Source organism: Cupriavidus oxalaticus (assembly GCF_038900635.1).
GTDB lineage: Bacteria > Pseudomonadota > Gammaproteobacteria > Burkholderiales > Burkholderiaceae > Cupriavidus > Cupriavidus oxalaticus_B.
This window is the reverse complement of sequence record NZ_JAYMRX010000013.1, coordinates 95,857-116,180: the sequence shown is the minus strand read 5'-3', so window position 1 is coordinate 116,180 and position 20,324 is coordinate 95,857. Positions and strand designations below refer to the sequence as shown.

Sequence of the window (20,324 nt, the reverse complement as noted above, 5' to 3'; positions counted from 1 at the left end):
GTCAGCTCCCCTGCGCCGTGACCGGGTCCTGGAAGAAGTAATCCTGCCAGGACTTGGGCTGGTTGCGGATCGCGCCCACGCGGTGCATGAACGAGGCGAGAACGAACGTGTTCTGCGGCGCCACCTTGAACTGCACCTGCGGATTCTTCAGCACGCGCACCAGCAGCGCGCGGTCGGTTTTGGCCTTGGCCTGGCGCAGGTAGATGTCGGCGGCGGCCTCGGGATTGGCGGTGGCGAACGCCGCGGCTTCGGCCAGCGCATCGACGAAGGCGCGGTAGGTCCTGGGGTTCTCGTTGCGGAACTTCTCGGTCGCGTACAGCACCGTTGACGAGCTCGGTCCGCCCAGCACGTCATACGAATTCAGCACGATGCGCGCGTTCGGGTTGCCGGCCAGTTCCTGCTCCTGGAACGGCGGGTTGCCGAAATGCCCGGTGATTTCCGTGCCGCCCGAGATGATCGCGGCAGCGGCATCGGGATGCGGCACCGCCACGGTCCACTTGTCGAGCCGGTTGTATTCCTTGTCGCCCCATTGCCTGGCGGCTGCCAGCTGCAGCACGCGCGACTGCACCGACACGCCGACTGCCGGCAACGCGATGCGGTCCTTGTCGGTGAAGTCGGCAATGGTCTTTACCCTGGGATTGTTGCTCACCAGGTAGTACGGAAAGTTGCCCAGCGAGGCCACGCCGCGCACGTTCTGCTTGCCGTGGGTGCGGTCCCACAGGGTCAGCAGCGGGCCGACGCCGGCACCGGCGATGTCGATCGCGCCGGACAGCAGCGCATCGTTGACCGCGGCGCCACCGGAAAGCTGGGTCCATTCGACCTTGACGTCGACGCCCTGCTGCTTGCCGTGCTTCTCGATCAGTTGCTGGTCGCGCGCCACGTTGAGCAGCAGGTAGACCACGCCGAACTGCTCGGCGATGCGCAGCCTGCCTTCGGCGTGCGCGGCACCGGTATTCGCCAGGCCGGCGCTCAGCGCGAGCAGGCCCAGCTTGCGGGAAAGACGTTGGAACATGAATGAACTCCGGAAGATCGTGACAGGGACGCACGCGACATGCGTGTGCGCCCGGGATGCATGGCGAAGCGACTGCCGCGTCAGCGCGGCACGTCGCCTTCGATGGTGGTGCGGTGCATCACGCGGCGCAGGTGGCCCGGACAGCCCGCGGCCAGATGCAGCAGCGAGCGGTTGTCCCAGAACACCAGGTCATGCGGCTGCCACTGGTGGCGATAGACATGTTCCGGCCTGACGCTGTGCGCGAAGAGCCGGTCGAGCAGGTCGCGGCTCTCGTCCTCGGGCAGGCCGGCGATGCGCGTGGTGAAGTGCTCGCTGACGAAGAGCGCCTTGCGGCCCGTTTCGGGATGGGTGCGCACCACCGGCTGCAATACCGGCTGCACCTGCGCGATCTGCTCCGGCGTCAGGTTGGGACGCCACGGACTGCGCTGCTGCAGTTCCGCATAGCGTGCCAGGTAGGTGTGCTCCGCGTACAGGCCGTCGACGGCGCGCTGCAGTTCCGCGGGCAAGGTGTCCCATGCCAGGTGCATGTTGGCGAACAGCGTATCGCCGCCTTCGGCGGGCAGCTCGCGTGCATGCAGCAGCGACCCCAGGCTCGGCTTTTCCTTGTACGACAGGTCCGAATGCCAGAAATGGCCGGCATCGCCGAGTCCGATCGGCTTGCCGTTCTCGACCACGTTGGACACCACCAGCACTTCGGGATGGCCGCGCAACTGGAACTGGTGCAGCACGTGGATCTGCAGCGGGCCGAAGTGGCGGCTGAACTCGATCTGTTGCGACGGGCTGATCCGCTGGTCGCGGAACACCACCACGTGATAGTCGAGATGGGCGCGATGGATACGCGCAAAGTCGCTGTCGGACAGCGGGCGGGACAGGTCGAGGCCAAGCACCTCGGCGCCCAGCGGCGCGTTCAGCGCGCGGATCTCGAAATCCTGCCCGGCATCGATCAAGGCGGGAGCGTGCGGTGCGCTCTGCTGGCGCGAAACTGTGGCGTGGGCGGTTGCGGTCGTCATGGCAGCCTCTGGCAATTCGGGGTAAGCCTGCGCGGCAGCGGATGCCGCGTACAAGCTTGCACTGTAGAGAGCCGTCGCAAGCGCGGTCAACGAATCAAATCGCTGGCGCTTATCCGCTTATCGCATATCGCGTATCGCATATCGCAGCGCAAGCACGCTTACCCCTTACGCCTGAGGAAGCGCGATGCGCTCACTACCGTCGTCGGTCTTCTTCCCTCACCGTTCCCTGCGCCAGCTTCTTCCCCCGCGCTTCCAGCAGGAAGTACCCCACCGTACCCACCGCCAGCGGTATCAGGTAATACAACGCCCGGTACGCGATCAAGGCCGCCAGCAACAGCCCGTGCGGCACCTGTCCGCCGAGCATCGTCAGGAACACCGTCTCGACAACCCCCAGCGCGCCCGGCACGCGGATCACCACGCCCGCCAGCCCGGAGGCGAGATACACGCCCAGCACCGTGTAGTAGTCCGCATGCGCATGCAGGAAGGCATGCAGGATGGCCGCCACCGCTGCCCAGTTGCCCGCCGACACCAGGATCTGCGACAGCGCGAAGCGCGGCGAGGGCACGTAGATGTCATGATCGCGCACAGTTCGGTGCCGTCCCTGCCATGCCGCGCATCCCGCCAGGTAGCCAGCCGGCGCGGCCAGCATCATGATGCCGATCAGGCGCGTCGCCGCCGGCGGGATGCCCCATTCGGGCGGCAGCACCACCAGGCGCCCGGCCAGAATGATGCCCGCCAGCAGCGCGTAGCCAAGCCAGTTGCTGCTGACTGCCACCGCGAACACACTCCAGATCTGCGGCGGGCTCAGCCCGGCGCGCGAATACAGCCGGTAGCGTACGCCCGCGCCGCCGAGCGTCGCGCCCAGGTTCAGGCTCATGGTGTAGCTGACATAGGCGATCGCCATCACCCGATGCACCGGCAGCGGGTGGCCGGCGTAGCGGCACCCCAGCACGTCGAACTGGGTGTACAGCAAGCCCGTCAGCACCACGAACCCCGCGGCGGGCAACAGCGTGCGGCGATCAAAGCCGCGCAGCGCAGTGAGCACCGCGTCCCAGTCGATGGTGCCGAGCTTGCGCGCGATCAGCGCAAGCACAGCCGCGATGAACAGGATGCCGATCGCGCGCCGCCACATCGGCCAGCGCGCGTGGTGCCGGATGGCCGAAAGCGCCTGCGCGACCATCACTCGGCCTCCCGTTCCAGCACGAATACGCGGCGGCGCCCGCGCGGGTCGCCCGCTTGCGGGGTCACCAGCCGCGGCGTATGCGCGGGCAGCCAGCCAGCCCACGCCGGAAAGCGGCGCAGGAAGTGGAACATCAGCGTGGCGCCGGCCGCGTCCAGCAGCGAGCGCTCATGCCGGCGCGGCGGCACCTCGCGGCAGCGTTCGGCGATCAGTGCCTGCAGCCTGCCGCGCAGCAGCTGCGCGAAGGCGGTGTCGCGGATCACCAGGTTGGCTTCGAGGTTCAGCGACAGGCTGAGCGGGTCGAGGTTGCTCGAACCCACCGTGGCCCATTGCTCGTCGACGACGGCGACCTTGCCGTGGAACGGGCGCTCGACATACTCGAGGATCTGCACCCCCGCGTCCTGCAGGTGGCAATACAGCAGGCCACCGGCACGCGCGACCCAGGGCATGTCGGGCTTGCCCTGCAGCAGCAAGCGCACTTGTATGCCGCGCGCGGCGGCTTCGCACAACGCATGCAGCAGCCGGTAGCCCGGCAGGAAATAGGCGTTGGCGATGACCACCTCGCGCCGCGCCGCGCGGATCGCATCGAGGTAGGCAAACTCGATGTCGTTGCGATGGCGATGGTTGTCGCGCGTGACCAGCTGCACCGGCCCCGGCGGCGCGGTGGTGCGGCCCAGCGGCGGCGGTGCCAGCCTGCCCTGCAGGCATGCCCCGGGGATGGCCCGCGCCAGGAAGTCATGCACCTGCCGTGCCGCGGGGCCGGCGATCTCGACCGCGTAGTCCTGCTTGGCCCGTGGCCCGTAGCCGTACAGGTGCTGCGCCGAGAAATTGATGCCGCCGACAAAGGCCACCTCGCCGTCGATCGCGACCAGCTTGCGATGCATGCGTCGGAAAATATGCGTGCGCACGCCAAGCAGGCGGCGGCGCGGCGAGAATGTGCAGAAGTGCACGCCCGCCTTGACCAGCTCTGTAATGAATGCAGGGGGCAGGTCGTGCGAGCCGAAGCCGTCCACCGTGACGGCCACGCGGACGCGACGCCGCGCGGCGTCCAGCAATGCGGCGTGCAATTTCTTTCCTGCCTCGTCGTCGAACAGGATAAAAGTTTCCACCAGCACGCTTTCGCGCGCTCGCGCGATCGCCTCGAATACGCGCGGGAAGTACTCTTCTCCGTTCTCCAGCAGGCGGATGCTGTCGGGGGCGGACGGCAACGGTGTCATGGCCCGAGAGGCGCCGCAAACAACATGCCAGCGACGGGGTGTCGACAGGCGCGCCCGAGCCGCTCAGCGCGGGCCCCGTCGTCGACGGACCACCAGGGCCGTCAACAGCACCCCCGCCAGCAGCCCCGCCGTGCCCACGCCGGCCATGGTAAGCGGCGGCATGCCGGTATTGGGTGGCGGACCCGCCTGCTGTGCCAGCGCGCGCCAGTCGGCGGCTGTAATCTGCGTCATGGTGATGGCGTTATCCAGGCCGTACACGCAGAGTTCGCCGCCGGGCAGCTTGCAAAAGCGCTCACGCGGGCAAGACTTGAGGATCTCCTGCGGCAGGCCTTCGCCGCAGCGGGCGCCGCCGCTGCGCAGGACCTGCAGCGTGACATCGGGATGCCGGGTCAGTTGTTCGGGCATGGCGGCCTCCGTGCAAGGATAGGCTTGCAGTCCTTCAGCGTAGCGCACCGCGCCGAGTTCAAGGCGGTAATGCGGCAGCGCTTCACGGGCTTCGGACCGCCGCCGTACCAGCGCTGATCCGGCTCGAATCCTCTGCGAAGTGGCTCCCGCACGGGAGCCCTTTTTCCGTTGGCCGCCCGGACGACGGCTTCTCCCTCCTTGTACACAGCAAGACAATCGCCGCCGCCAATGCGCCGCAAATACCCTACACTCGACTACACATGCCGCGCGCGCCCACAAAGCACGCCCGGGATCACAACACGACACGCGCATCGAGAGACCTGCCATGTCCATGGTTGCGAGCTTCGAGATCGGCTATACGCGTTATCTCGCCCCGCCGGGCGAACCCCCTTCCCCCACCTCCCCGCCCCCGCCCTTTGCCAACGACCCTGATGCACTGCTGCCGCTGTACCAGGCCATGGTGCTGACGCGCCAGTTCGACCTGAAGGCGATCGCGCTGCAGCGCACCGGCAAGATCGGCACCTTTGCCTCGGCGCTCGGCCAGGAAGCCATCGGCGTCGGCGTGGCCTTTGCGATGCGGCCCGAGGACGTGCTGGTGCCCTCGTATCGCGACCACGCGGCGCAGTTTGTGCGGGGCGTCACGATGACCGAGAGCCTGCTGTACTGGGGCGGCGACGAGCGCGGCAGCGGTTTTGCGGCGGCGCCGCATGACTTTGCCAACTGCGTGCCGATCGGTACCCAGGTGTGCCATGCCGCAGGCGCGGCCTATGCCTTCCAGCTGCGCAACGAGCCAAGGGTGGCGGTGTGCCTGCTCGGCGACGGCGGCACCTCCAAGGGCGACTTCTACGAAGGCATGAACATGGCCGGCGCGTGGCGCGCGCCGATGGTGATCGTGGTGAACAACAACCAGTGGGCGATCTCGATGCCGCGCAGCGGCCAGACCGCGGCGCAGACACTGGCGCAGAAGGCGATCGCGGCGGGCATACCTGGCGAGCAGATCGACGGCAACGACGTGGTCGCGGTGCGGCACCGCGTGGGCGAGGCCATCGAGCGCGCCCGCTCGGGCGCGGGCCCTGCACTGATCGAGGCCATCACCTACCGGCTGGGCGACCACACCACCGCCGACGATGCCTCGCGCTACCGCGACGAGGCCAGCGTCAAGGCGCACTGGCAGGAAGAGCCGCTGCTGCGCCTGCGCACGCATCTGCTGTCGCTGAACGCATGGGACGCGGCGCGCGAGGAGGCACTGGTCAAGGCTTGCTCGCAGCAGGTGGCGCAAGCCGTGGAAGCCTACCTGGCGCTGCCGCCGCCGGACCCCGCGGCGATGTTCGACTGCCTCTACGCCACCATGCCGCCAGCGCTGCAGGCGCAACTGGAGACCGCGCGACGCTATCCCGCGCAGCACGGCTGACGCTTTCATCGTCCCCTCGGCCTTCAACGACCAAAGCGAGCAAACCATGGCGGAAATCAACCTGGTCGAAGCAGTCAACCTGGCACTGGGCCATGCGCTGGAAAGCGATCCCGACGTGCTGCTGCTGGGCGAGGACATCGGCGTCAACGGCGGCGTGTTCCGCGCCACCGCGGGACTGCAGGCGCGCTTCGGCGCGGCGCGGGTCATGGACACGCCGCTGGCCGAGGGCGGCATCGTCGGCGCGGCGATCGGCATGGCGGCGATGGGGCTCAGGCCCGTGGCCGAGATCCAGTTCACCGGCTTTATCTACCCGGCCATCGACCACATCATCAACCACGCCGCGCGCATGCGCCACCGCACGCGCGGACGGCTGAGCTGCCCGCTGGTGGTGCGCTCGCCGTGCGGCGCGGGCATCCATGCGCCCGAGCATCACTCGGAAAGCCCGGAAGCGATGTTCGCCCATATGCCGGGGCTGCGCGTGGTGGTGCCGTCGTCGCCGGCGCGTGCCTACGGGCTGCTGCTGGCCGCCATCGCCGACCCCGACCCGGTGATCTTCCTCGAGCCCACGCGGCTGTACCGGCTGTACCGGCTGTTCCGCCAGGAAGTCGCCGATGACGGCGCGGCGCTGCCGCTCGACACCTGCTTCACGCTGCGCGAAGGCAACGACATCACGCTGGTGACCTGGGGCGCGATGGTGCAGGAGACGCTGACCGCCGCCGACGAGCTGGCCGCAGAAGGCGTGAGCGCGACCGTGATCGACGTCGCCACGCTCAAGCCGCTCGACATGCCGACCATCCTCGAAGCAGTGGCGCGCACCGGGCGCTGCGTGATCGTGCACGAGGCGCCGCGCACCGCCGGCTTCGGCGCCGAGATCGCGGCGGAGCTGGCCGATGCCGGACTGTATTCGCTGGCGGCGCCGGTGCAGCGCGTGGCCGGCTTCGATACCGTGGTGCCGCTGGCGCGGCTGGAATACACCTACCTCCCCAGCGCGGCGCGCATCGCCGACGCGGCGCGCAAGGCCATGGCCGCGTAACCGGGGTAAGGGGACACCAGCGACACCGAGCGACACCAAGCGACACCAGCCGAGGAAGCGCCGATGAGAGTCTTCAAGCTGCCCGACCTGGGCGAAGGCCTGCAAGAGGCCGAGATCGTGACCTGGCACGTCAAGGTGGGCGATGCGGTCGTCGCGGACCAGCCGCTGCTGTCGGTGGAGACCGCCAAGGCCATCGTCGAGATCCCATCGCCCTATGCGGGCACCATCGCCAGGCTGCATGCGCAGCCTGGCGATATCGTCCACCTGGGCGCGCCGCTGGTCGGCTTCGAGGGCGCGGGCGAGGACTCCGATGCCGGCACGGTGGTCGGGTCCGTGCAGGTCGGCACGCACGTAGCCAGCGAAGCGGCGCCGCCGGTCGCGGGCGCGCCTGGCGCCGGCATGGCCGCGCGCGTCAAGGCCACGCCCGCGGTGCGCGCGCTGGCGCGGCGCCTCGGCATCGACCTGGCGATGGCCACCGCGTCGGGGCCGGAGGGCACCGTCACCGCCGCAGACGTTGAACGCGTGGCCGCCACACTGGCCGAACTCGGCGCGCCCGAGGAACTGCGCGGCGTACGCCGTGCGATGGCGCAGAACATGGCGCGCGCGCAGAACGAGGTCGCCGCGGCCACGGTGATGGACGATGCCGATATCCACGCCTGGCAGGCGGGCGCCGACGTCACCATCCGCCTGGTGCGCGCGCTGGTGGCCGGCTGCCGCGCCGAGCCGGGCCTGAACGCCTGGTACGAAGGCCAGACCGGGCGCCGCCACGTGCTGAAGAAGATCGACGTGGGCATTGCCGCCGACCTGCCCGAAGGGCTGTTCGTGCCGGTGCTGCGCGACGTGGGCAACCGCGACGCTGCCGACCTGCGCCACGGGCTCGACCGCATGCGCGCAGACATCCGGGCGCGCACCATCGCGCCGGAGGAGATGCGCGGCAATACCATCACGCTGTCCAACTTCGGCATGATCGCCGGGCGCTACGCGGCGCCGATCGTGGTGCCGCCGACAGTGGCGATCCTTGGGGCCGGACGGGTACGCGACGAAGTGGTCGCGGCTGGTGGCGCGCCGGCGGTGCACAGGGTGATGCCGCTCAGCCTGACGTTTGATCACAGAGTGGTGACAGGGGGCGAGGCGGCGCGGTTTCTGGCGGCGGTGATTGCGGATCTGGAGATGCCGGCTTAGCGGAACGCCGGCGCGAGCGCCTGCAAACCCTGCCGTCCGTTGTGAACGCTCCCCTCTCCCGCGAAGTGGGAGAGGGGTGGGGGAGAGGGCCGGAGTCTCCACGAAGTAAAGCGCGTCGGTATGCCGGCGCCTGCCCTCTCCCCCGGCCCCTCTCCCGCAAGCGGGAGAGGGGAGCAAACCATTGGGGTTCGGCGAAGTTCGCGCTGTATATAATGCGATCGATCCAGCCGGACCGTCCGACACACCCCTCATGGAATCCAAGACCGCCCGCCTCACCGTCCTGATCGACCCGGTCAAGAAGAAGGCCTTCGAAACCCTGTGCGCCGCGCAGGACCTGACGCCGTCGCAGGTGGTGCGCCAGCTGATCCGCGAATACCTGGCCCAGCACGGCGTGGAATACGCCACCAAGGCGCGGCCCGCCGGCAGCGGTCGTCAAAAGAAGTAGGTCAGTGCGAGGCGCCCGTGTCCTCGCGATCCCGTCCGGTACCGCCCTCTCCCGCCAACACGCCGCAGCGCCGCACCGCCTGCGCCAGCGCGTCCGCGTAATTTTCCTGCCCGAGCACCGCAAGCACCCCGGCCCGCTCCAGCTTCTGCCGCACGCGCGCATTGGCCTCGGCCAGCACCACCGCCACGCCGCGCCGGCGCAGCGTGCGGATCACGGCTTCGAGCGTCTGCAAGCCTGTCATGTCGATGAACGGCACCCGGCCCAGGCGGATCAGCAGCACGCGCGGCTCGGTATGGGTGTGCACCAGCGCCTGCTCGCACGCTTCGACCGCGCCAAAGAAGAACGGGCCGTCGATGGCATAGACCAGCACGCCCGGCGGCATCCGCGCCGCCAGGGAATCGGCAGCACCCGCTTCGGCGCTTAGTTCGCGCTCGATGCCCGTCGCGTCCTGGCGCGTCACCTCCACCGACGCCGACATGCGCCGCAGGAACTGCAGCATGGCCAGGATCACGCCGATGTTGACCGCGACCACCAGGTCGGTCAGCACGGTCAGCGTAAAGGTGATCAGCAGGATCGCCATGTCGGCGCGCGGCGCGCGTCGCACCATGCGCGCAAACTGGCGCGCCTCGCTCATGTTCCACGCCACCACGAACAGGATCGCTGCCAGCGTCGCCAGCGGCACGCTCGCCGCCAGCGGTGCCAGGAACAGCAGCACCAGCACCAGCGTCAGTGCATGGGCGATGCCAGCCAGCGGGCTGTTGCCGCCGTTGCGGATATTGGTGGCGGTGCGGGCGATGGCGCCGGTGGCGGCAAACCCGCCGAACAGCGGCGCCAGGATATTGGCGATGCCCTGCCCCACCAGTTCCTGGTTGGAATCGTGCCGGGTGCCGGCCATGCCATCGGCCACCACCGCGGACAGCAGCGATTCGATCGCGCCCAGCATGGCGATGGTGAAGGCGGGGCCGGCCAGCTCGATCACGCGCGCCAGCGAGATCTCCGGCAGCGACGGAGCCGGAAGCCCGCGCGGCAGGCCGCCGAAAGCGCTGCCGATGGTGGCCACGCCGTCGAAGCGGAACAGCGCCTGCACCACGGTGGCCGCCACCAGTGCCACCAGCGGGCCGGGAACGCGGTGCAGCCAGCGCACCCGCGGCGCGCCCAGCACCAGCAGCAGGCTCCCCAGCGCCAGCGCGGTGGTGGCCGCATGCCACTGCGGCAGCGCCTGCAGCAGGTGCCACAGCTTTTCATGGAAGTGGGTGCCGGCTACCGGCGGCAGCCCGAAGAAGTCGCGCCATTGCCCGACGAAAATGATCACGCCGATGCCGGCGGTAAAGCCCACGATCACCGGCGCGGGAATGTAGCGGATCACGCCGCCCAGCCGCGCCAGGCCCAGCGCCAGCAGGATCAGCCCGGCCATCAGCGTGGCAAGTTGCAGCCCCCCGATCCCATGGCGCGCGGTGATGGCGGACAGCACCACGATGAACGCACCTGTGGGCCCCGCGATCTGCAGACGGCTGCCGCCGAACATCGACACCGCCAGCCCCGCCACGATGGCCGTGTACAGCCCTTGCTCCGGCTTGGCGCCGGATGCGATCGCAAAGGCCATCGCCAGCGGCAACGCCACCACCCCGACGATCACGCCCGACACCAGGTTAGGCAGCCAGTTGGCGCGGCGGAACAGCCCGGCCTGCCATGCTTCGCGCAGCGCGATCATGCGGAGGATCCTTGCAGTGGGTCAACGCCGGCGGGAGGGGCGCAGGTGCATCGAATGATAACAACATGTTAATGAAAGTGACATGCCGCCCCGGCACTTGCGGCTTGCGCCGACCGCGCGTCATCGCGCCATCAAGGGCCGCGCAAGAGGGCCGCGCAAGAGGGCCGCGCCAGGACGCCACGGAGCCTGCACGCGACCTGTCGCTATCACCGGCCAATTCCTATACTTTGAGTGGCTCGTCCGGACGGTCCGGGCGGAACGGCCCGGCGGACGCGGCTATTCACTGCAATCGGAGGCCATCATGTTCAAGCACCTCCTTGTCCCCACGGACGGCTCCGCGCGCGCCGAAGCGACGGTAGCCCGCGCCATGACCTTCGCCAGCCGCATCGGCGCTCGGGCGACCGGCCTGCATGTGATTCCCGAGTACCACCTGTTGACGTACCGGCTGACCAGCCAGCAGGACACCAGGGACTCGTTCGCGGCCGAGGCCGCACTCCATGCCGATACCTTCCTGGCCGCGGTCACGCTTGCCGCCAGTCAGGCCGGCGTGCCGTGCGACACCGTCACCGCCACCGACGACCACCCGTGGCAGGCCATCATCCAGTGCGCAGAGCAGCGGGGCTGCGACCTGATCGTGATGTCGTCGCACGGGCGGCGTGGGTTGCAGGCATTGCTGATCGGCAGTGAAACGCAAAAAGTCCTGACGCACAGCACGATCCCGGTGCTGGTCCTGCGCTAGGCGCCAGGCAATCACGCGCGTTGCCGGCCGGCACGCCGGCAACGCGCTTTCTCCACCCCATGCCAACTGCAAGGAGCGCAACCATGGCGATTCGACTGGGCGAACAAGCCCCGGATTTCACCGCAGACACCACGGAAGGCAAGCTCAGCTTCCATGAATGGATCGGCGACAGCTGGGCGATCCTGTTCTCGCACCCCAAGGACTTCACGCCGGTATGCACCACCGAACTGGGTTACATGGCGCGGCTCAAGCCAGAATTCGACAAGCGCAACACCAAGATCATCGGCCTGAGCATCGATCCCGTCAGCGACCACCAGCGCTGGGCCAAGGACATCGAAGAAACCCAGGGCGCCGCCATCAACTATCCGATGATCGGCGATGCCGACCTGACGGTGGCCAAGCTCTACGACATGATCCATCCCGAAGCCAGCAGCGCCGGACCGCGCACGGCGGTGGACAACGCCACCATCCGTTCGGTGTTCATCATCGGCCCGGACAAGAAGGTCAAGGCGATGCTGGTGTATCCGATGAGCGCGGGACGCAATTTCGATGAAGTGCTGCGCCTGCTGGACTCGCTGCAGCTCAACGCCAAGCACACCGTGGCCACGCCGGTGAACTGGAAGCCGGGCGAGGACGTCATCATCCCGACATCGGTCTCGGACGAAGATGCGAAGAAGAAATACCCGCAAGGGTTCAAGACGCTGAAGCCCTACCTGCGCACGGTGGAGCAGCCCAAGTAGCGGAATGGAAGGGACCCGGGAGCGACCGGGCCAGGCCAGACAGGGAGAGAGCGAGCAAGGGAGCGCGGCAGGGCGTGGAGGTCACGCAGGACCGCCGGCAGGCGTCCCGGTCAGTTCGGCCGGGACGCCTGACTTGTCCACAGGATCTATCCACAGCTTCAGTGGATATCCCCCCTCTTGACAACCGCCAAGGGCGCGCCGGCCTTGGCTCGTACTGGAGTGCCCGTTTTATAGGCAAACCGTAAACGTATGGGAATGCTTGCAGCCTGAACGATTTTGTGCCTAGTGCTGCCTAAGGCCACGCCGGTTGTGCTCTCGGCCACCGAACTCAGGCAGCATCCCCTCAGCGCGTCAGCACCTGGCGGATGGTATCGGCCAGTTCCTTGGCGACGAACTTCGCCACGTAGGCATCCGCGCCCACCTTGCGTACGTGCTCCTCGCTGGCCTCGCCTGACAGTGACGAGTGAATCACCACCGGCAGCTGCTTCATCCGGCTGTCGGCCTTGATCTTGCGCGTCAGCGTGAAGCCGTCCATCTCGGGCATTTCCAGGTCGGTCAGCACCAGCGCGACTTCGTCCTGTACCGACTTGCCATGGCTGGCCGCCTCGCCGGCGATGCGGTCGAGCAACTCCCACGCCTCCTTGCCCGACTTGGTCATCAGCACCGGCGCGCCCAGCGCCTTCAGGCCCTGCTCGATCAGGCCGCGCGCCAGCGCGGAATCGTCGGCGGCAATCACCTTGAGGCCGGGGCGCAGGTTCAGCTGCGGGCCAACCGTGCCTGGCTCCACGTCCGGCTGCCGGGTCGGCAGCACGTCGCGCAGGATCTGCTCCACGTCCAGCACCTGCACCAGGCGCGCCTGGTCCATGCCGGCATCCAGCTTGGCGATGCTGGTGACGTGGCCGGTGCGCACGCTGGCCTCGGCCGAGTGCACCTGGTTCCACTCCAGGCGTACGATTTCTTCCACCGCCTCCACCGCGAAGCCCTGCGTCGAGCGTGCGTATTCGGTCACCAGCAGGATGCCGAGCCCGTTGCGCGGCTTGCATCCCACCAGCCTGGGCAGGTCGATCACGGGGATCACCTGGCCGCGGATATCGGCCATGCCCAGGATCGACGGATCGGCCCCGACCACGGTCGTCACCTGCGGCATCACCAGGATCTCGCGCACCTTGAAGACGTTGATGCCGAACAACTCGGACTGCCCGCTGTGCTCGGCATCGCCCAGCCGGAACAGCAGCAGTTCGAACTGGTTGTTGTTGGTGAGGTTAGTCCGTTCGTCGATGTCCCTCATGGAACTGCTCATGCGTCGCTCCCGTGCCGTGCGTTGGATGATCTGTGGCCGCCGTGTGTGCATTGCCCTGCCGCCGCGGCGGCTGGCGGACGGCAGGGGTCATGCCTGAATATCGGCGCGGGGACTGGAGAGTTGAGAGACGCGGCCAGGTGGAGGGGCTGAGTTCGTTACCCCCCCGCCAGCGCCTGTAATATATGCACCTCATCCGTTTCCTGGAGGGGCGCATCCAGCTGCATCAACTGCGTCCGGTTCACGAACACCCGGATATATGGCCGCAACCTCCCCTGCTCATCGACGATGCGAAACCGCATCCCAGGAAACCGCCGGTCCAGATCGTCCAGCAGCGCGCCGATGCTCGCACCGTGGGCCTCCACATACTCGCGCTGCCCGGTGTAAGAGAACAGCGGGGTGGCAATGCGTACTTGCATGGCTGCCCTCCGACTCAGGCCGGCCGCGCCACGCTGACGGCGTAGACCTGCGGCAGGTGGCTGGCGATGCAGCGCCAGTGCTCGCCTTCGTCGACACTGGCCCAGATCTCGCCACCGGTGGTGCCGAAGTACACGCCCACCGGCCCGTGGCGGTCGGTGGCCATGGCCTGCCGCTTGACCGTGAACCAGCCCTGCTCGGGCGGCAGTCCGCGGTCCTGGCGCTGCCAGGTCTCGCCGGCATCGCGGGTGACATAGGCCGCGGGGTGGCCGCCGGGGCTGACGCGCGGCCAGACATCGCTGCCGTCCATCGGGAACACCCACACCGTGTGCGCATCGCGCGGATGGGCGACGACCGGGAAGCCGATGTCGCCCACCTCGGCCGGCATCGCCTCGCCGATGCGCTTCCATACGCCTTCGCGCCGGTCCATGCGATAGATGCCGCAATGGTTCTGCTGGTAGAGGATGTCGGGGTTGGCCGGATGCTGCAGCACGCAGTGCGGATCCTGGCCGTATTCCGGGTTGGGGTCGGGCAGGAAGGTCGCCAGGCTGCCGCGGTTCAGCGGTTTCCAGTCGGCCCCTGCGTCCGTGCTCTCGAACACGCCACCGCTGGACATGCCGATATAGAGGTGACGCTTGTCGCGCGGATCGACCAGCACGGAGTGCATCTTCGGGCCGTCGGGCGTGCCGTCCTGCTCGCCGCCGGTCCAGGTGCGCCACATCGGGTGGTCGTTGAAGCCCGATACCGGCTCCCACGCGGCGCCGTGGTCGGTGCTCCGGAACAAGCCCTGCGGCGAGGTGCCGGCGTACCAGGCGCCGGGTTCGCTGGCGTGGCCTGGAGTCAGCCAGAACACATGATCGACCACGCGGCCGGTCTCGCCTTCGGGCGCCTTGTCGAAAGCGGGCGGGCGCGTGGCCTCGGTCCAGTTGCGCCCGCCGTCGGCTGAGCGGAACACCGTCGGGCCAAGGTGGCCGGTGCGCGCGGCCATCAGCATCCGCGACGGTTCGCGGGGATCCTGCACGATGTGGTGGATGGTGTGGCCAAGGAAGGTGGGACCTGCCAGCTGCCAGTGGCCGCGGGCGGCGTCGCTGGTCAGGGTCCACGCACCCTTGGTGGTGGCGACCAGCAGCGTGATCGGGCCGGTTTCGGGGGACGTCGTCATCATGGCTCCTGTAGGAAGGCCGTTGAACGATGCCTCCGAGTCTAGTACATGTAGACAGTGTTCACAATTGAGATTGGCACTGGTGCGATCCGTGGAGCGGCACCGCACCTGTTCCGGCAAGCAGATAGCCAGCAGATAAAGGCGGATATCCGCATGTTAGCTGGACATCGCCACACAAATATGGCATAAGCATGGTTCCCCGCAAAATCCCGCGCACCACGCCCAATGTCCCGCATCGTCCGCTTAGCCGCATTGAACCGCCCGGCCCTGCCGGCGGCGGCGATCGCCGTGACTTTGCAGCAACCGGGCTACGCCATTGACCACGCCCACGGCGTGGTCCGCAGCGCCGTGCTTTTCCTGGCCGTGCGGGCAGCTCGGGACACTACCCTCCGGCAGACCTGAGCTTTCCCGCACGGCACATGGCGCGGATCGCCATCCGGCATCCGCTTGATCATGCAGCCAGGAGAAAGCCAGCCATGCCTCAGCTCTACCGCCAGACCCTTCTTGCCACGCCCTTTACCTGCTCCTCGAAGCCTGAGGCGCAGCCATGGTCTCGTTTCCTTCACTGGGCCCGATGTTGGCCCCGACCTGGGCCATGCCGCGTCCGCTGGCCCTGCGCATCGACGTGGAACTCGCCCCGGGTGAGATTGAGCGCGAACTGGACGCGCTCCAGGAGCGTATCCACCGGCCCGGCGACCGCCTGCACGACATGCCCGCACTGTCCGCGGGCACGCCGACGCTGCGGCTGCGCTACCGCGAAGCCGACGGCGAGTACTACGTGTATGTGGAAGACGTGGTGCAGCGGCGACTGGCCGGTTATACCGTGTTCAACCGGCTGATCGAGGTGGGCCGGCGCGCCGACCCATGGGTGCGCGCGCCGCATACGAAGTTTGCGCCTGCTTACCAGCGCCGAGGCCTGGCCAGGGCGCTGTACCGCTGGGCACTGGACGGCGGGCTGTGCCTGCTGAGCGGCGCCCGCCAGTCGGCAGGCGCGCACGCGCTGTGGCAGGTGCTGGGCGCGGATTACGCCGGCGGCTATGTCGACCTGCGCCAGAAGACGCTGACCTGGCTGGGCGAGACGGTCAGCCCGCGGGAGCGCGATGGCCTTCACACGCGCCGGCTGCTGCTGGGCCGCGGCTGGGCCGTGCAGGAATTCAAGTCGCGTACCGGCATGTACTGAGCGCCGGCCGCGCCACGGACGCGTCTTTACAGGTGGACCAGCGGCGCGACGGCGCGGGCGTTGTCGAGGTAGAGCGTCCAGCCACGGGCGAAGTAGTCGCGAACGCGAGCCGACAACGAGCCGGCGCTGCCCATGCGGGCGTAATAGTCGACCTCGCGCGCCGGTTCGGCGGCAGCACGGACGTTGGAGTTGGCCTGGGGCTTTGCCTGGCGGGGTTGACGATAAAGCGTATCAGCGAGCACTTGCATGGCAATTTTTCCTTTTTCCGGATTGGAGGAATGTCAGATGCCTCGCAATGCACATCTGACTGGATTCTGGCCAGCCATGCGAGGCAGTTCAGGGTTATCCCTAGTATAGCGAAGTACCCTCTTCGACATCCGGGTCAGTACCTATAGGCCGTATATGGGGCGCGTGATAATGCCCTGCGCCCAAAGCGCCACCTGCCGACGCCCTCAGCCTCGAAGATAATCATCCTCCACATTCGGTATTCCCCAACGCGCATGCCGCGCATTCCGCTGCGGTTATGACGCGTGCCTCGCACTCACCTAGCCTTCAGCCTTGCCCAGATCACGCCCGCACTAGAAGGCAACGACAAGCCGGCACACCGATAACAGCGGGTTGGCGAGGCCCCCAAGGCCTGCAGCCCAAAACAGCCAGAACCACGTGAGACAAGCCTGACGACGCACCGTACGACGGACGTTGCAGCGCCCTGCAAGGAGACAGTTCATCATGATCGAGCAGCCCTATCCGTCGTCAGCGACGGAAGCCGATGCGGCACGCCCCAACGTCCCCGAGGTCCGGAACCGGCTCGACGCCTATTTCGAGATCACCGCGCGCGGCAGCACCCAGCGCAAGGAAGTGGTGGCGGGCATCACCACCTTCATGGCAATGGTCTACGCGGTCTTCGTCGTGCCCGGCATGCTGGGCAAGGCCGGCTTCGACACCAGCGCGGTCTTTGTCGCCGTGTGCCTGACCACCGCCTTCGGCTCGCTGCTGATGGGCCTGTGGGCCAAGCTGCCAATCGCGATCGGCTGCGCCATTTCGCTGACCGCGTTCATGGCCTTCGGCCTGGTGCTGGGCCAGGGCCTGTCGCCGGCGGTCGCGCTTGGCGCGGTGTTCCTGATGGGCCTGGTCTTCACCGCGATCTCGGTGACCGGGGTGCGTTCCTGGATCCTGCGCAACCTGCCGGCAGGCGTCGCGCATGGCACCGGCATCGGCATCGGCCTGTTCCTGCTCCTGATCGCCTCCAATGAAGTCGGCCTGGTGGTCAAGAACAGCCACGCCGGCCTGCCGGTGGCGCTGGGCAAGATTACCTCGTTCCCGGTGGTGATGTCGGTGCTCGGCCTGGCCGCGATCTTCGGCCTGGAACGGCGCAAGGTGCCGGGCGGCATCCTGCTGGTGATCATCGCGATCTCGGCGCTGGGCCTTATCTTCGATCCGGCGGTGAAGTTCACCGGCGTGTTCGCACTGCCGTCGCTGAGCGCACCGGGCCATGCTTCGCTGATCGGCGCCATGGACCTGCGCGGCGCGCTCACCGCGGCGGTGCTGCCAAGCGTACTGGCGCTGGTGATGACCGCCGTGTTCGACGCCACCGGCACCATCCGCGCCGTGGCCGGACAGGCCGGGCAGCTCAACGCCGCCGGCCATATCCACAACGGCGGCCGCGCGCTGACGGCAGACTCGGTCAGCTCGATCTTCTCCGGCTTCTTCGGCGGCGCACCGGCCGCGGCCTATATCGAATCGACCGTCGGCGTGGCCGCGGGCGCCAAGACCGGCCTGACCGCCGTGGTGGTGGGCCTGCTGTTCGTGGCGGTGATGTTCTTCTCGCCGCTGGCGGCACTGGTGCCCTCGTACGCCACCGCGCCGGCGCTGATGTACGTGGGCCTGCTGATGCTGTCCAGCGTCAGCCGCCTGCATATGGATGACCTGGTCGATGCGCTGGCCGGCCTGGTCTGCGCGGTGTTCATCGTGCTGACCTGCAATATCGTGACCGGCATCATGCTGGGTTTCTGCACCCTGGTGGTCGGCCGCGTGATCGGCGGCGAATGGCGCAAGCTCAATGTCGGCACCGTTGCCATCGCGGTAGTGCTGGCTGCCTTCTATGCCGGCGGCTGGGCGATCTGATCCTGCCTGACGCATCCCGGGCTACCGGCCCGGGACGTCCACGACAAGTTGTCTCCTCCACCGCGATCCAGGTGGATTTCAAGCCCGGGCTTCCTGCTTTCCCGGGCTGTTTTTTTGCGCGCCTTACTGCGCCTCCTGCATTGCCGCCGTATCCATGTACACCAGCTCCCAGACATGGCCATCAAGGTCCTGGAAGCCATGCCCGTACATAAACCCCAGGTCCATCGGCGGCTTGTAGGTATTGCCGCCCGCGATCACCGCGGCATTCACCATTTCATCTACGCGCGCACGGCTTTCCATCGACAGGCAAACCAGCACTTCGGTGAATTTGCGCGCATCGCAGATGTCATTCGGCGAAAAGCTGCGGAATTTGGCTTCGGTCAGCAGCATCACGAAAATGTTCTCGCCAACGATCATGCAGGTGGCGGTGTCATCGGTAAATTGCGGATTGAAGGTAAAGCCAAGACTGGTAAAGAATGCGATCGACTCTTGCAGGTCGCGCACTGGCAAATTGACGAAGATCTGCTGGTTCATGACGTCTCCGGAAAGCGTTGTGCAACGCAGAGAACCAGTCTAGGCGCAAAAATCGGCAGCGCCAGCTTTTTCCCTTGCCGGAAATTGGAGCGGCGGCACTGCCATTTGCCGCACTACGGGCACCGCAATGGCGCGAAACGGTGCGCTGTAAAACAGTGAGGCTGTGCGCAAACACAATCAATCCGTGCAATCCCCGTTATTTTTTGTAAAATTTTTATGTCAACCGACAGCTGAAGTTCTAGTAACATGCAGCGGCCTAATTGCAGAAAGGGGAAATAAATGGCGACATACAAGCAACTCCTGGCTGAGAAGGAAGCGCTGGAAGCCAAGCTGAATGAAATGCGCGCGACGGAAGTCGCCGGCGTGATCGACAAAATCCGCGAACTGATGGCCGAGTATGGTCTGACCGCGGAAGACATCATGCCCCGGCGCAAGCGCGGCCGTCCCGCGGGTTCCGCCGGAAACAAGGCCGCTTCGGGTTCGGCGCTGCCCCCCAAGTACATGGATCCCAAGACCGGCAAGACCTGGTCCGGCCGCGGCCGCGCCCCGGCATGGCTGGGCAAGCGCCCCGAACGCTTCCTGATCGAGCAGTAACCCCGCCATCGGGCAGGCCGGGGCCTGTCCGATACGCTATCGTTCCGACCCCGCCCGGGGCGCCGTCACAGCGCCTGGCACACATACTCCTTGCGCAGCGCGCGGAAGCCCTTCTGCGTCGGTTCCGCCGTCAGGCGTGCGCCGCCGGCTTCCAGCGGCTGCATCCGCAATACCTGCGCGGTGCACTGGCTCGCGGCCTCGTCACGCTGATACCGGATTTCATAGAGGCCCCCCGGCGCGGGCACGAACGACACCCCGGCCGCGCAACGCTGCTCCGGCAACGGCGGCTCGGCGGCGGATGTCACGGCCACGTAGATGCGCCGGCCTGCCTCGACCAGCCGTTCGCGCGTGCGTGCCGGCGGCTCGGGTGAGCGCCCCGGCAGGCCCAGTTCGCGATCCCGTCCCATTGCCGACAACTGCTTGCCCGTGCCGGCCAGGATCATCGGCCGTGCCGGCACCGGGCATTTGGCCGGATCGACCACCGCGAAAGAGGTAATTTCTTCGGTATTGGTCAGCAGCCGCACGCTGGCCGTGGGGGCGCCCGATGGCACCCGGTATTGCGCCACGCACCCGCATAGCGCCGCGGTGGCGGCCAGTGGGGCGAGGCATGTCAGGCGGGAGAGGACTGCGGACGACCGGTCATGACGCATGGCGGCAGGCGGTTTGGCATTGCGGTTACGCCAGCCCGGCGATAGCTGGCAGCGGGAAGGCGGCAACATCGGTGGAGATAGGCCACGAATCGTGCGCGATATCGGCTTGCACGGCATCCGGCGGCGACAGCGACGCGGCCTGCGCTTTGTTGGCCAGCTCCCAAACCGATGCAGCATACCGGTTTCCGGCACATTGCGGCAGCCGCGCAAACCCATGTTGAAAACCCTGGCGTGATATCCACAGAATCTGTGGATATCCTGCCTTTACCCTCCCCGGAAGC

22 protein-coding genes are annotated in these 20,324 nt (G+C 67.4%); 10 read left to right on the top strand and 12 right to left on the bottom strand.

Annotated features, from left to right (window positions below):
• Position 1: 1 nt before the first annotated feature.
• From VSR71_RS20645 to VSR71_RS20625, 5 genes are all read right to left on the bottom strand, one after another.
• Positions 2-1,012 carry an ABC transporter substrate-binding protein gene (locus VSR71_RS20645; protein WP_342915704.1) on the bottom strand — a complete coding sequence of 337 codons (1,011 nt, stop codon included), beginning with the start codon at positions 1,010-1,012 and terminating at the stop codon, positions 2-4.
• 80 nt (positions 1,013-1,092) lie between these two features.
• The gene (locus VSR71_RS20640; protein ID WP_342915703.1) at positions 1,093-2,022 is read right to left on the bottom strand and encodes a TauD/TfdA family dioxygenase; all 930 of its coding nucleotides are present in this window, start codon (positions 2,020-2,022) and stop codon (positions 1,093-1,095) included.
• Positions 2,023-2,215: 193 nt separating this feature from the next.
• Positions 2,216-3,202, bottom strand: a complete 987-nt coding sequence (locus tag VSR71_RS20635; protein WP_342915768.1) for a lysylphosphatidylglycerol synthase domain-containing protein — start codon at positions 3,200-3,202, stop codon at positions 2,216-2,218.
• Complete coding sequence (clsB, locus tag VSR71_RS20630) at positions 3,202-4,419, bottom strand: cardiolipin synthase ClsB (RefSeq protein WP_342915702.1); 1,218 nt, start codon at positions 4,417-4,419, stop codon at positions 3,202-3,204. The genes VSR71_RS20635 and clsB overlap by 1 nt, the downstream gene beginning before the upstream one ends.
• 63 nt (positions 4,420-4,482) lie before the next feature.
• Positions 4,483-4,824, bottom strand: a complete 342-nt coding sequence (locus VSR71_RS20625; protein WP_342915701.1) for a hypothetical protein — start codon at positions 4,822-4,824, stop codon at positions 4,483-4,485.
• 325 nt (positions 4,825-5,149) lie between these two features.
• Between VSR71_RS20625 and pdhA the strand changes: the two genes are divergently transcribed.
• From pdhA to VSR71_RS20605, 4 genes are all read left to right on the top strand, one after another.
• A complete protein-coding gene (gene pdhA, locus VSR71_RS20620) occupies positions 5,150-6,235 on the top strand; it encodes a pyruvate dehydrogenase (acetyl-transferring) E1 component subunit alpha (protein ID WP_342915700.1) in 1,086 nt (361 codons plus the stop codon).
• A gap of 46 nt (positions 6,236-6,281) precedes the next feature.
• Positions 6,282-7,268: an alpha-ketoacid dehydrogenase subunit beta gene (locus VSR71_RS20615; RefSeq protein WP_342915699.1), complete on the top strand. Its 987-nt coding sequence runs from the start codon at positions 6,282-6,284 to the stop codon at positions 7,266-7,268.
• A gap of 63 nt (positions 7,269-7,331) precedes the next feature.
• Positions 7,332-8,450 carry a dihydrolipoamide acetyltransferase family protein gene (locus VSR71_RS20610; protein WP_342915698.1) on the top strand — a complete coding sequence of 373 codons (1,119 nt, stop codon included), beginning with the start codon at positions 7,332-7,334 and terminating at the stop codon, positions 8,448-8,450.
• A 250-nt stretch (positions 8,451-8,700) separates the two neighbouring features.
• Positions 8,701-8,895, top strand: coding sequence for a CopG family transcriptional regulator (locus VSR71_RS20605; protein ID WP_209755866.1), 195 nt, complete (start codon positions 8,701-8,703; stop codon positions 8,893-8,895).
• A 1-nt stretch (position 8,896) separates the two neighbouring features.
• On the opposite strand, the gene VSR71_RS20600 is transcribed toward VSR71_RS20605, so the two are convergent.
• Complete coding sequence (locus VSR71_RS20600; RefSeq protein WP_342915697.1) at positions 8,897-10,606, bottom strand: SulP family inorganic anion transporter; 1,710 nt, start codon at positions 10,604-10,606, stop codon at positions 8,897-8,899.
• A gap of 301 nt (positions 10,607-10,907) precedes the next feature.
• Here VSR71_RS20600 and VSR71_RS20595 point away from each other — a divergent pair, with 301 nt between their 5' ends.
• Positions 10,908-11,345, top strand: coding sequence for a universal stress protein (locus VSR71_RS20595; RefSeq protein WP_342915696.1), 438 nt, complete (start codon positions 10,908-10,910; stop codon positions 11,343-11,345).
• Positions 11,346-11,428: 83 nt separating this feature from the next.
• Positions 11,429-12,085, top strand: a complete 657-nt coding sequence (locus VSR71_RS20590; protein ID WP_342915695.1) for a peroxiredoxin — start codon at positions 11,429-11,431, stop codon at positions 12,083-12,085.
• A gap of 343 nt (positions 12,086-12,428) precedes the next feature.
• On the opposite strand, the gene VSR71_RS20585 is transcribed toward VSR71_RS20590, so the two are convergent.
• From VSR71_RS20585 to VSR71_RS20575, 3 genes are all read right to left on the bottom strand, one after another.
• Positions 12,429-13,385, bottom strand: a complete 957-nt coding sequence (locus VSR71_RS20585) for a chemotaxis protein (protein WP_342915694.1) — start codon at positions 13,383-13,385, stop codon at positions 12,429-12,431.
• Between the two features lie 155 nt (positions 13,386-13,540).
• The gene (locus VSR71_RS20580) at positions 13,541-13,801 is read right to left on the bottom strand and encodes a MoaD/ThiS family protein (RefSeq protein ID WP_342915693.1); all 261 of its coding nucleotides are present in this window, start codon (positions 13,799-13,801) and stop codon (positions 13,541-13,543) included.
• Positions 13,802-13,815: 14 nt separating this feature from the next.
• A complete protein-coding gene (locus VSR71_RS20575; protein ID WP_342915692.1) occupies positions 13,816-14,964 on the bottom strand; it encodes a glycosyl hydrolase in 1,149 nt (382 codons plus the stop codon).
• A gap of 222 nt (positions 14,965-15,186) precedes the next feature.
• Between VSR71_RS20575 and VSR71_RS20570 the strand changes: the two genes are divergently transcribed.
• On the top strand, positions 15,187-15,363 hold the full coding sequence (locus VSR71_RS20570) for a glycosyl hydrolase (protein ID WP_342915691.1): 177 nt from the start codon (positions 15,187-15,189) through the stop codon (positions 15,361-15,363).
• 145 nt (positions 15,364-15,508) lie between these two features.
• Entirely contained in the window at positions 15,509-16,141 is a 633-nt protein-coding gene (locus VSR71_RS20565) for an N-acetyltransferase (protein WP_342915690.1), read from the top strand.
• A 26-nt stretch (positions 16,142-16,167) separates the two neighbouring features.
• Here VSR71_RS20565 and VSR71_RS20560 read toward each other — a convergent pair whose 3' ends face one another.
• On the bottom strand, positions 16,168-16,389 hold the full coding sequence (locus VSR71_RS20560; RefSeq protein WP_342915689.1) for a hypothetical protein: 222 nt from the start codon (positions 16,387-16,389) through the stop codon (positions 16,168-16,170).
• 481 nt (positions 16,390-16,870) lie between these two features.
• Here VSR71_RS20560 and VSR71_RS20555 point away from each other — a divergent pair, with 481 nt between their 5' ends.
• Positions 16,871-18,265 (top strand): NCS2 family permease, encoded by a 1,395-nt coding sequence (locus VSR71_RS20555; RefSeq protein WP_342915688.1) that lies wholly within the window; start codon positions 16,871-16,873, stop codon positions 18,263-18,265.
• 123 nt (positions 18,266-18,388) lie between these two features.
• Here VSR71_RS20555 and VSR71_RS20550 read toward each other — a convergent pair whose 3' ends face one another.
• Positions 18,389-18,799, bottom strand: a complete 411-nt coding sequence (locus VSR71_RS20550) for a VOC family protein (protein ID WP_342915687.1) — start codon at positions 18,797-18,799, stop codon at positions 18,389-18,391.
• Between the two features lie 279 nt (positions 18,800-19,078).
• Here VSR71_RS20550 and VSR71_RS20545 point away from each other — a divergent pair, with 279 nt between their 5' ends.
• Positions 19,079-19,393, top strand: a complete 315-nt coding sequence (locus tag VSR71_RS20545; protein ID WP_342915686.1) for an H-NS histone family protein — start codon at positions 19,079-19,081, stop codon at positions 19,391-19,393.
• 65 nt (positions 19,394-19,458) lie between these two features.
• On the opposite strand, the gene VSR71_RS20540 is transcribed toward VSR71_RS20545, so the two are convergent.
• On the bottom strand, positions 19,459-19,944 hold the full coding sequence (locus tag VSR71_RS20540) for a hypothetical protein (protein WP_342915685.1): 486 nt from the start codon (positions 19,942-19,944) through the stop codon (positions 19,459-19,461).
• Positions 19,945-20,324: the final 380 nt, after the last annotated feature.

Bases quoted from the DNA above. Each gene is read 5' to 3' on its own strand.
- VSR71_RS20565 (WP_342915690.1), top strand. From the start codon at position 15,509: ATGGTCTCGTTTCCTTCACTGGGCCCGATGTTGGCCCCGACCTGGGCC.
- VSR71_RS20550 (WP_342915687.1), bottom strand. From the start codon at position 18,799: ATGAACCAGCAGATCTTCGTCAATTTGCCAGTGCGCGACCTGCAAGAG.
- VSR71_RS20580 (WP_342915693.1), bottom strand. From the start codon at position 13,801: ATGCAAGTACGCATTGCCACCCCGCTGTTCTCTTACACCGGGCAGCGC.
- VSR71_RS20610 (WP_342915698.1), top strand. From the start codon at position 7,332: ATGAGAGTCTTCAAGCTGCCCGACCTGGGCGAAGGCCTGCAAGAGGCC.
- pdhA (WP_342915700.1), top strand. From the start codon at position 5,150: ATGTCCATGGTTGCGAGCTTCGAGATCGGCTATACGCGTTATCTCGCC.
- VSR71_RS20585 (WP_342915694.1), bottom strand. From the start codon at position 13,385: ATGAGCAGTTCCATGAGGGACATCGACGAACGGACTAACCTCACCAAC.
- VSR71_RS20560 (WP_342915689.1), bottom strand. From the start codon at position 16,389: ATGCAAGTGCTCGCTGATACGCTTTATCGTCAACCCCGCCAGGCAAAG.
- clsB (WP_342915702.1), bottom strand. From the start codon at position 4,419: ATGACACCGTTGCCGTCCGCCCCCGACAGCATCCGCCTGCTGGAGAAC.
- VSR71_RS20640 (WP_342915703.1), bottom strand. From the start codon at position 2,022: ATGACGACCGCAACCGCCCACGCCACAGTTTCGCGCCAGCAGAGCGCA.
- VSR71_RS20605 (WP_209755866.1), top strand. From the start codon at position 8,701: ATGGAATCCAAGACCGCCCGCCTCACCGTCCTGATCGACCCGGTCAAG.
- VSR71_RS20645 (WP_342915704.1), bottom strand. From the start codon at position 1,012: ATGTTCCAACGTCTTTCCCGCAAGCTGGGCCTGCTCGCGCTGAGCGCC.
- VSR71_RS20555 (WP_342915688.1), top strand. From the start codon at position 16,871: ATGATCGAGCAGCCCTATCCGTCGTCAGCGACGGAAGCCGATGCGGCA.
- VSR71_RS20570 (WP_342915691.1), top strand. From the start codon at position 15,187: ATGTCCCGCATCGTCCGCTTAGCCGCATTGAACCGCCCGGCCCTGCCG.
- VSR71_RS20635 (WP_342915768.1), bottom strand. From the start codon at position 3,202: ATGGTCGCGCAGGCGCTTTCGGCCATCCGGCACCACGCGCGCTGGCCG.
- VSR71_RS20575 (WP_342915692.1), bottom strand. From the start codon at position 14,964: ATGATGACGACGTCCCCCGAAACCGGCCCGATCACGCTGCTGGTCGCC.
- VSR71_RS20615 (WP_342915699.1), top strand. From the start codon at position 6,282: ATGGCGGAAATCAACCTGGTCGAAGCAGTCAACCTGGCACTGGGCCAT.
- VSR71_RS20590 (WP_342915695.1), top strand. From the start codon at position 11,429: ATGGCGATTCGACTGGGCGAACAAGCCCCGGATTTCACCGCAGACACC.
- VSR71_RS20595 (WP_342915696.1), top strand. From the start codon at position 10,908: ATGTTCAAGCACCTCCTTGTCCCCACGGACGGCTCCGCGCGCGCCGAA.
- VSR71_RS20600 (WP_342915697.1), bottom strand. From the start codon at position 10,606: ATGATCGCGCTGCGCGAAGCATGGCAGGCCGGGCTGTTCCGCCGCGCC.
- VSR71_RS20625 (WP_342915701.1), bottom strand. From the start codon at position 4,824: ATGCCCGAACAACTGACCCGGCATCCCGATGTCACGCTGCAGGTCCTG.
- VSR71_RS20545 (WP_342915686.1), top strand. From the start codon at position 19,079: ATGGCGACATACAAGCAACTCCTGGCTGAGAAGGAAGCGCTGGAAGCC.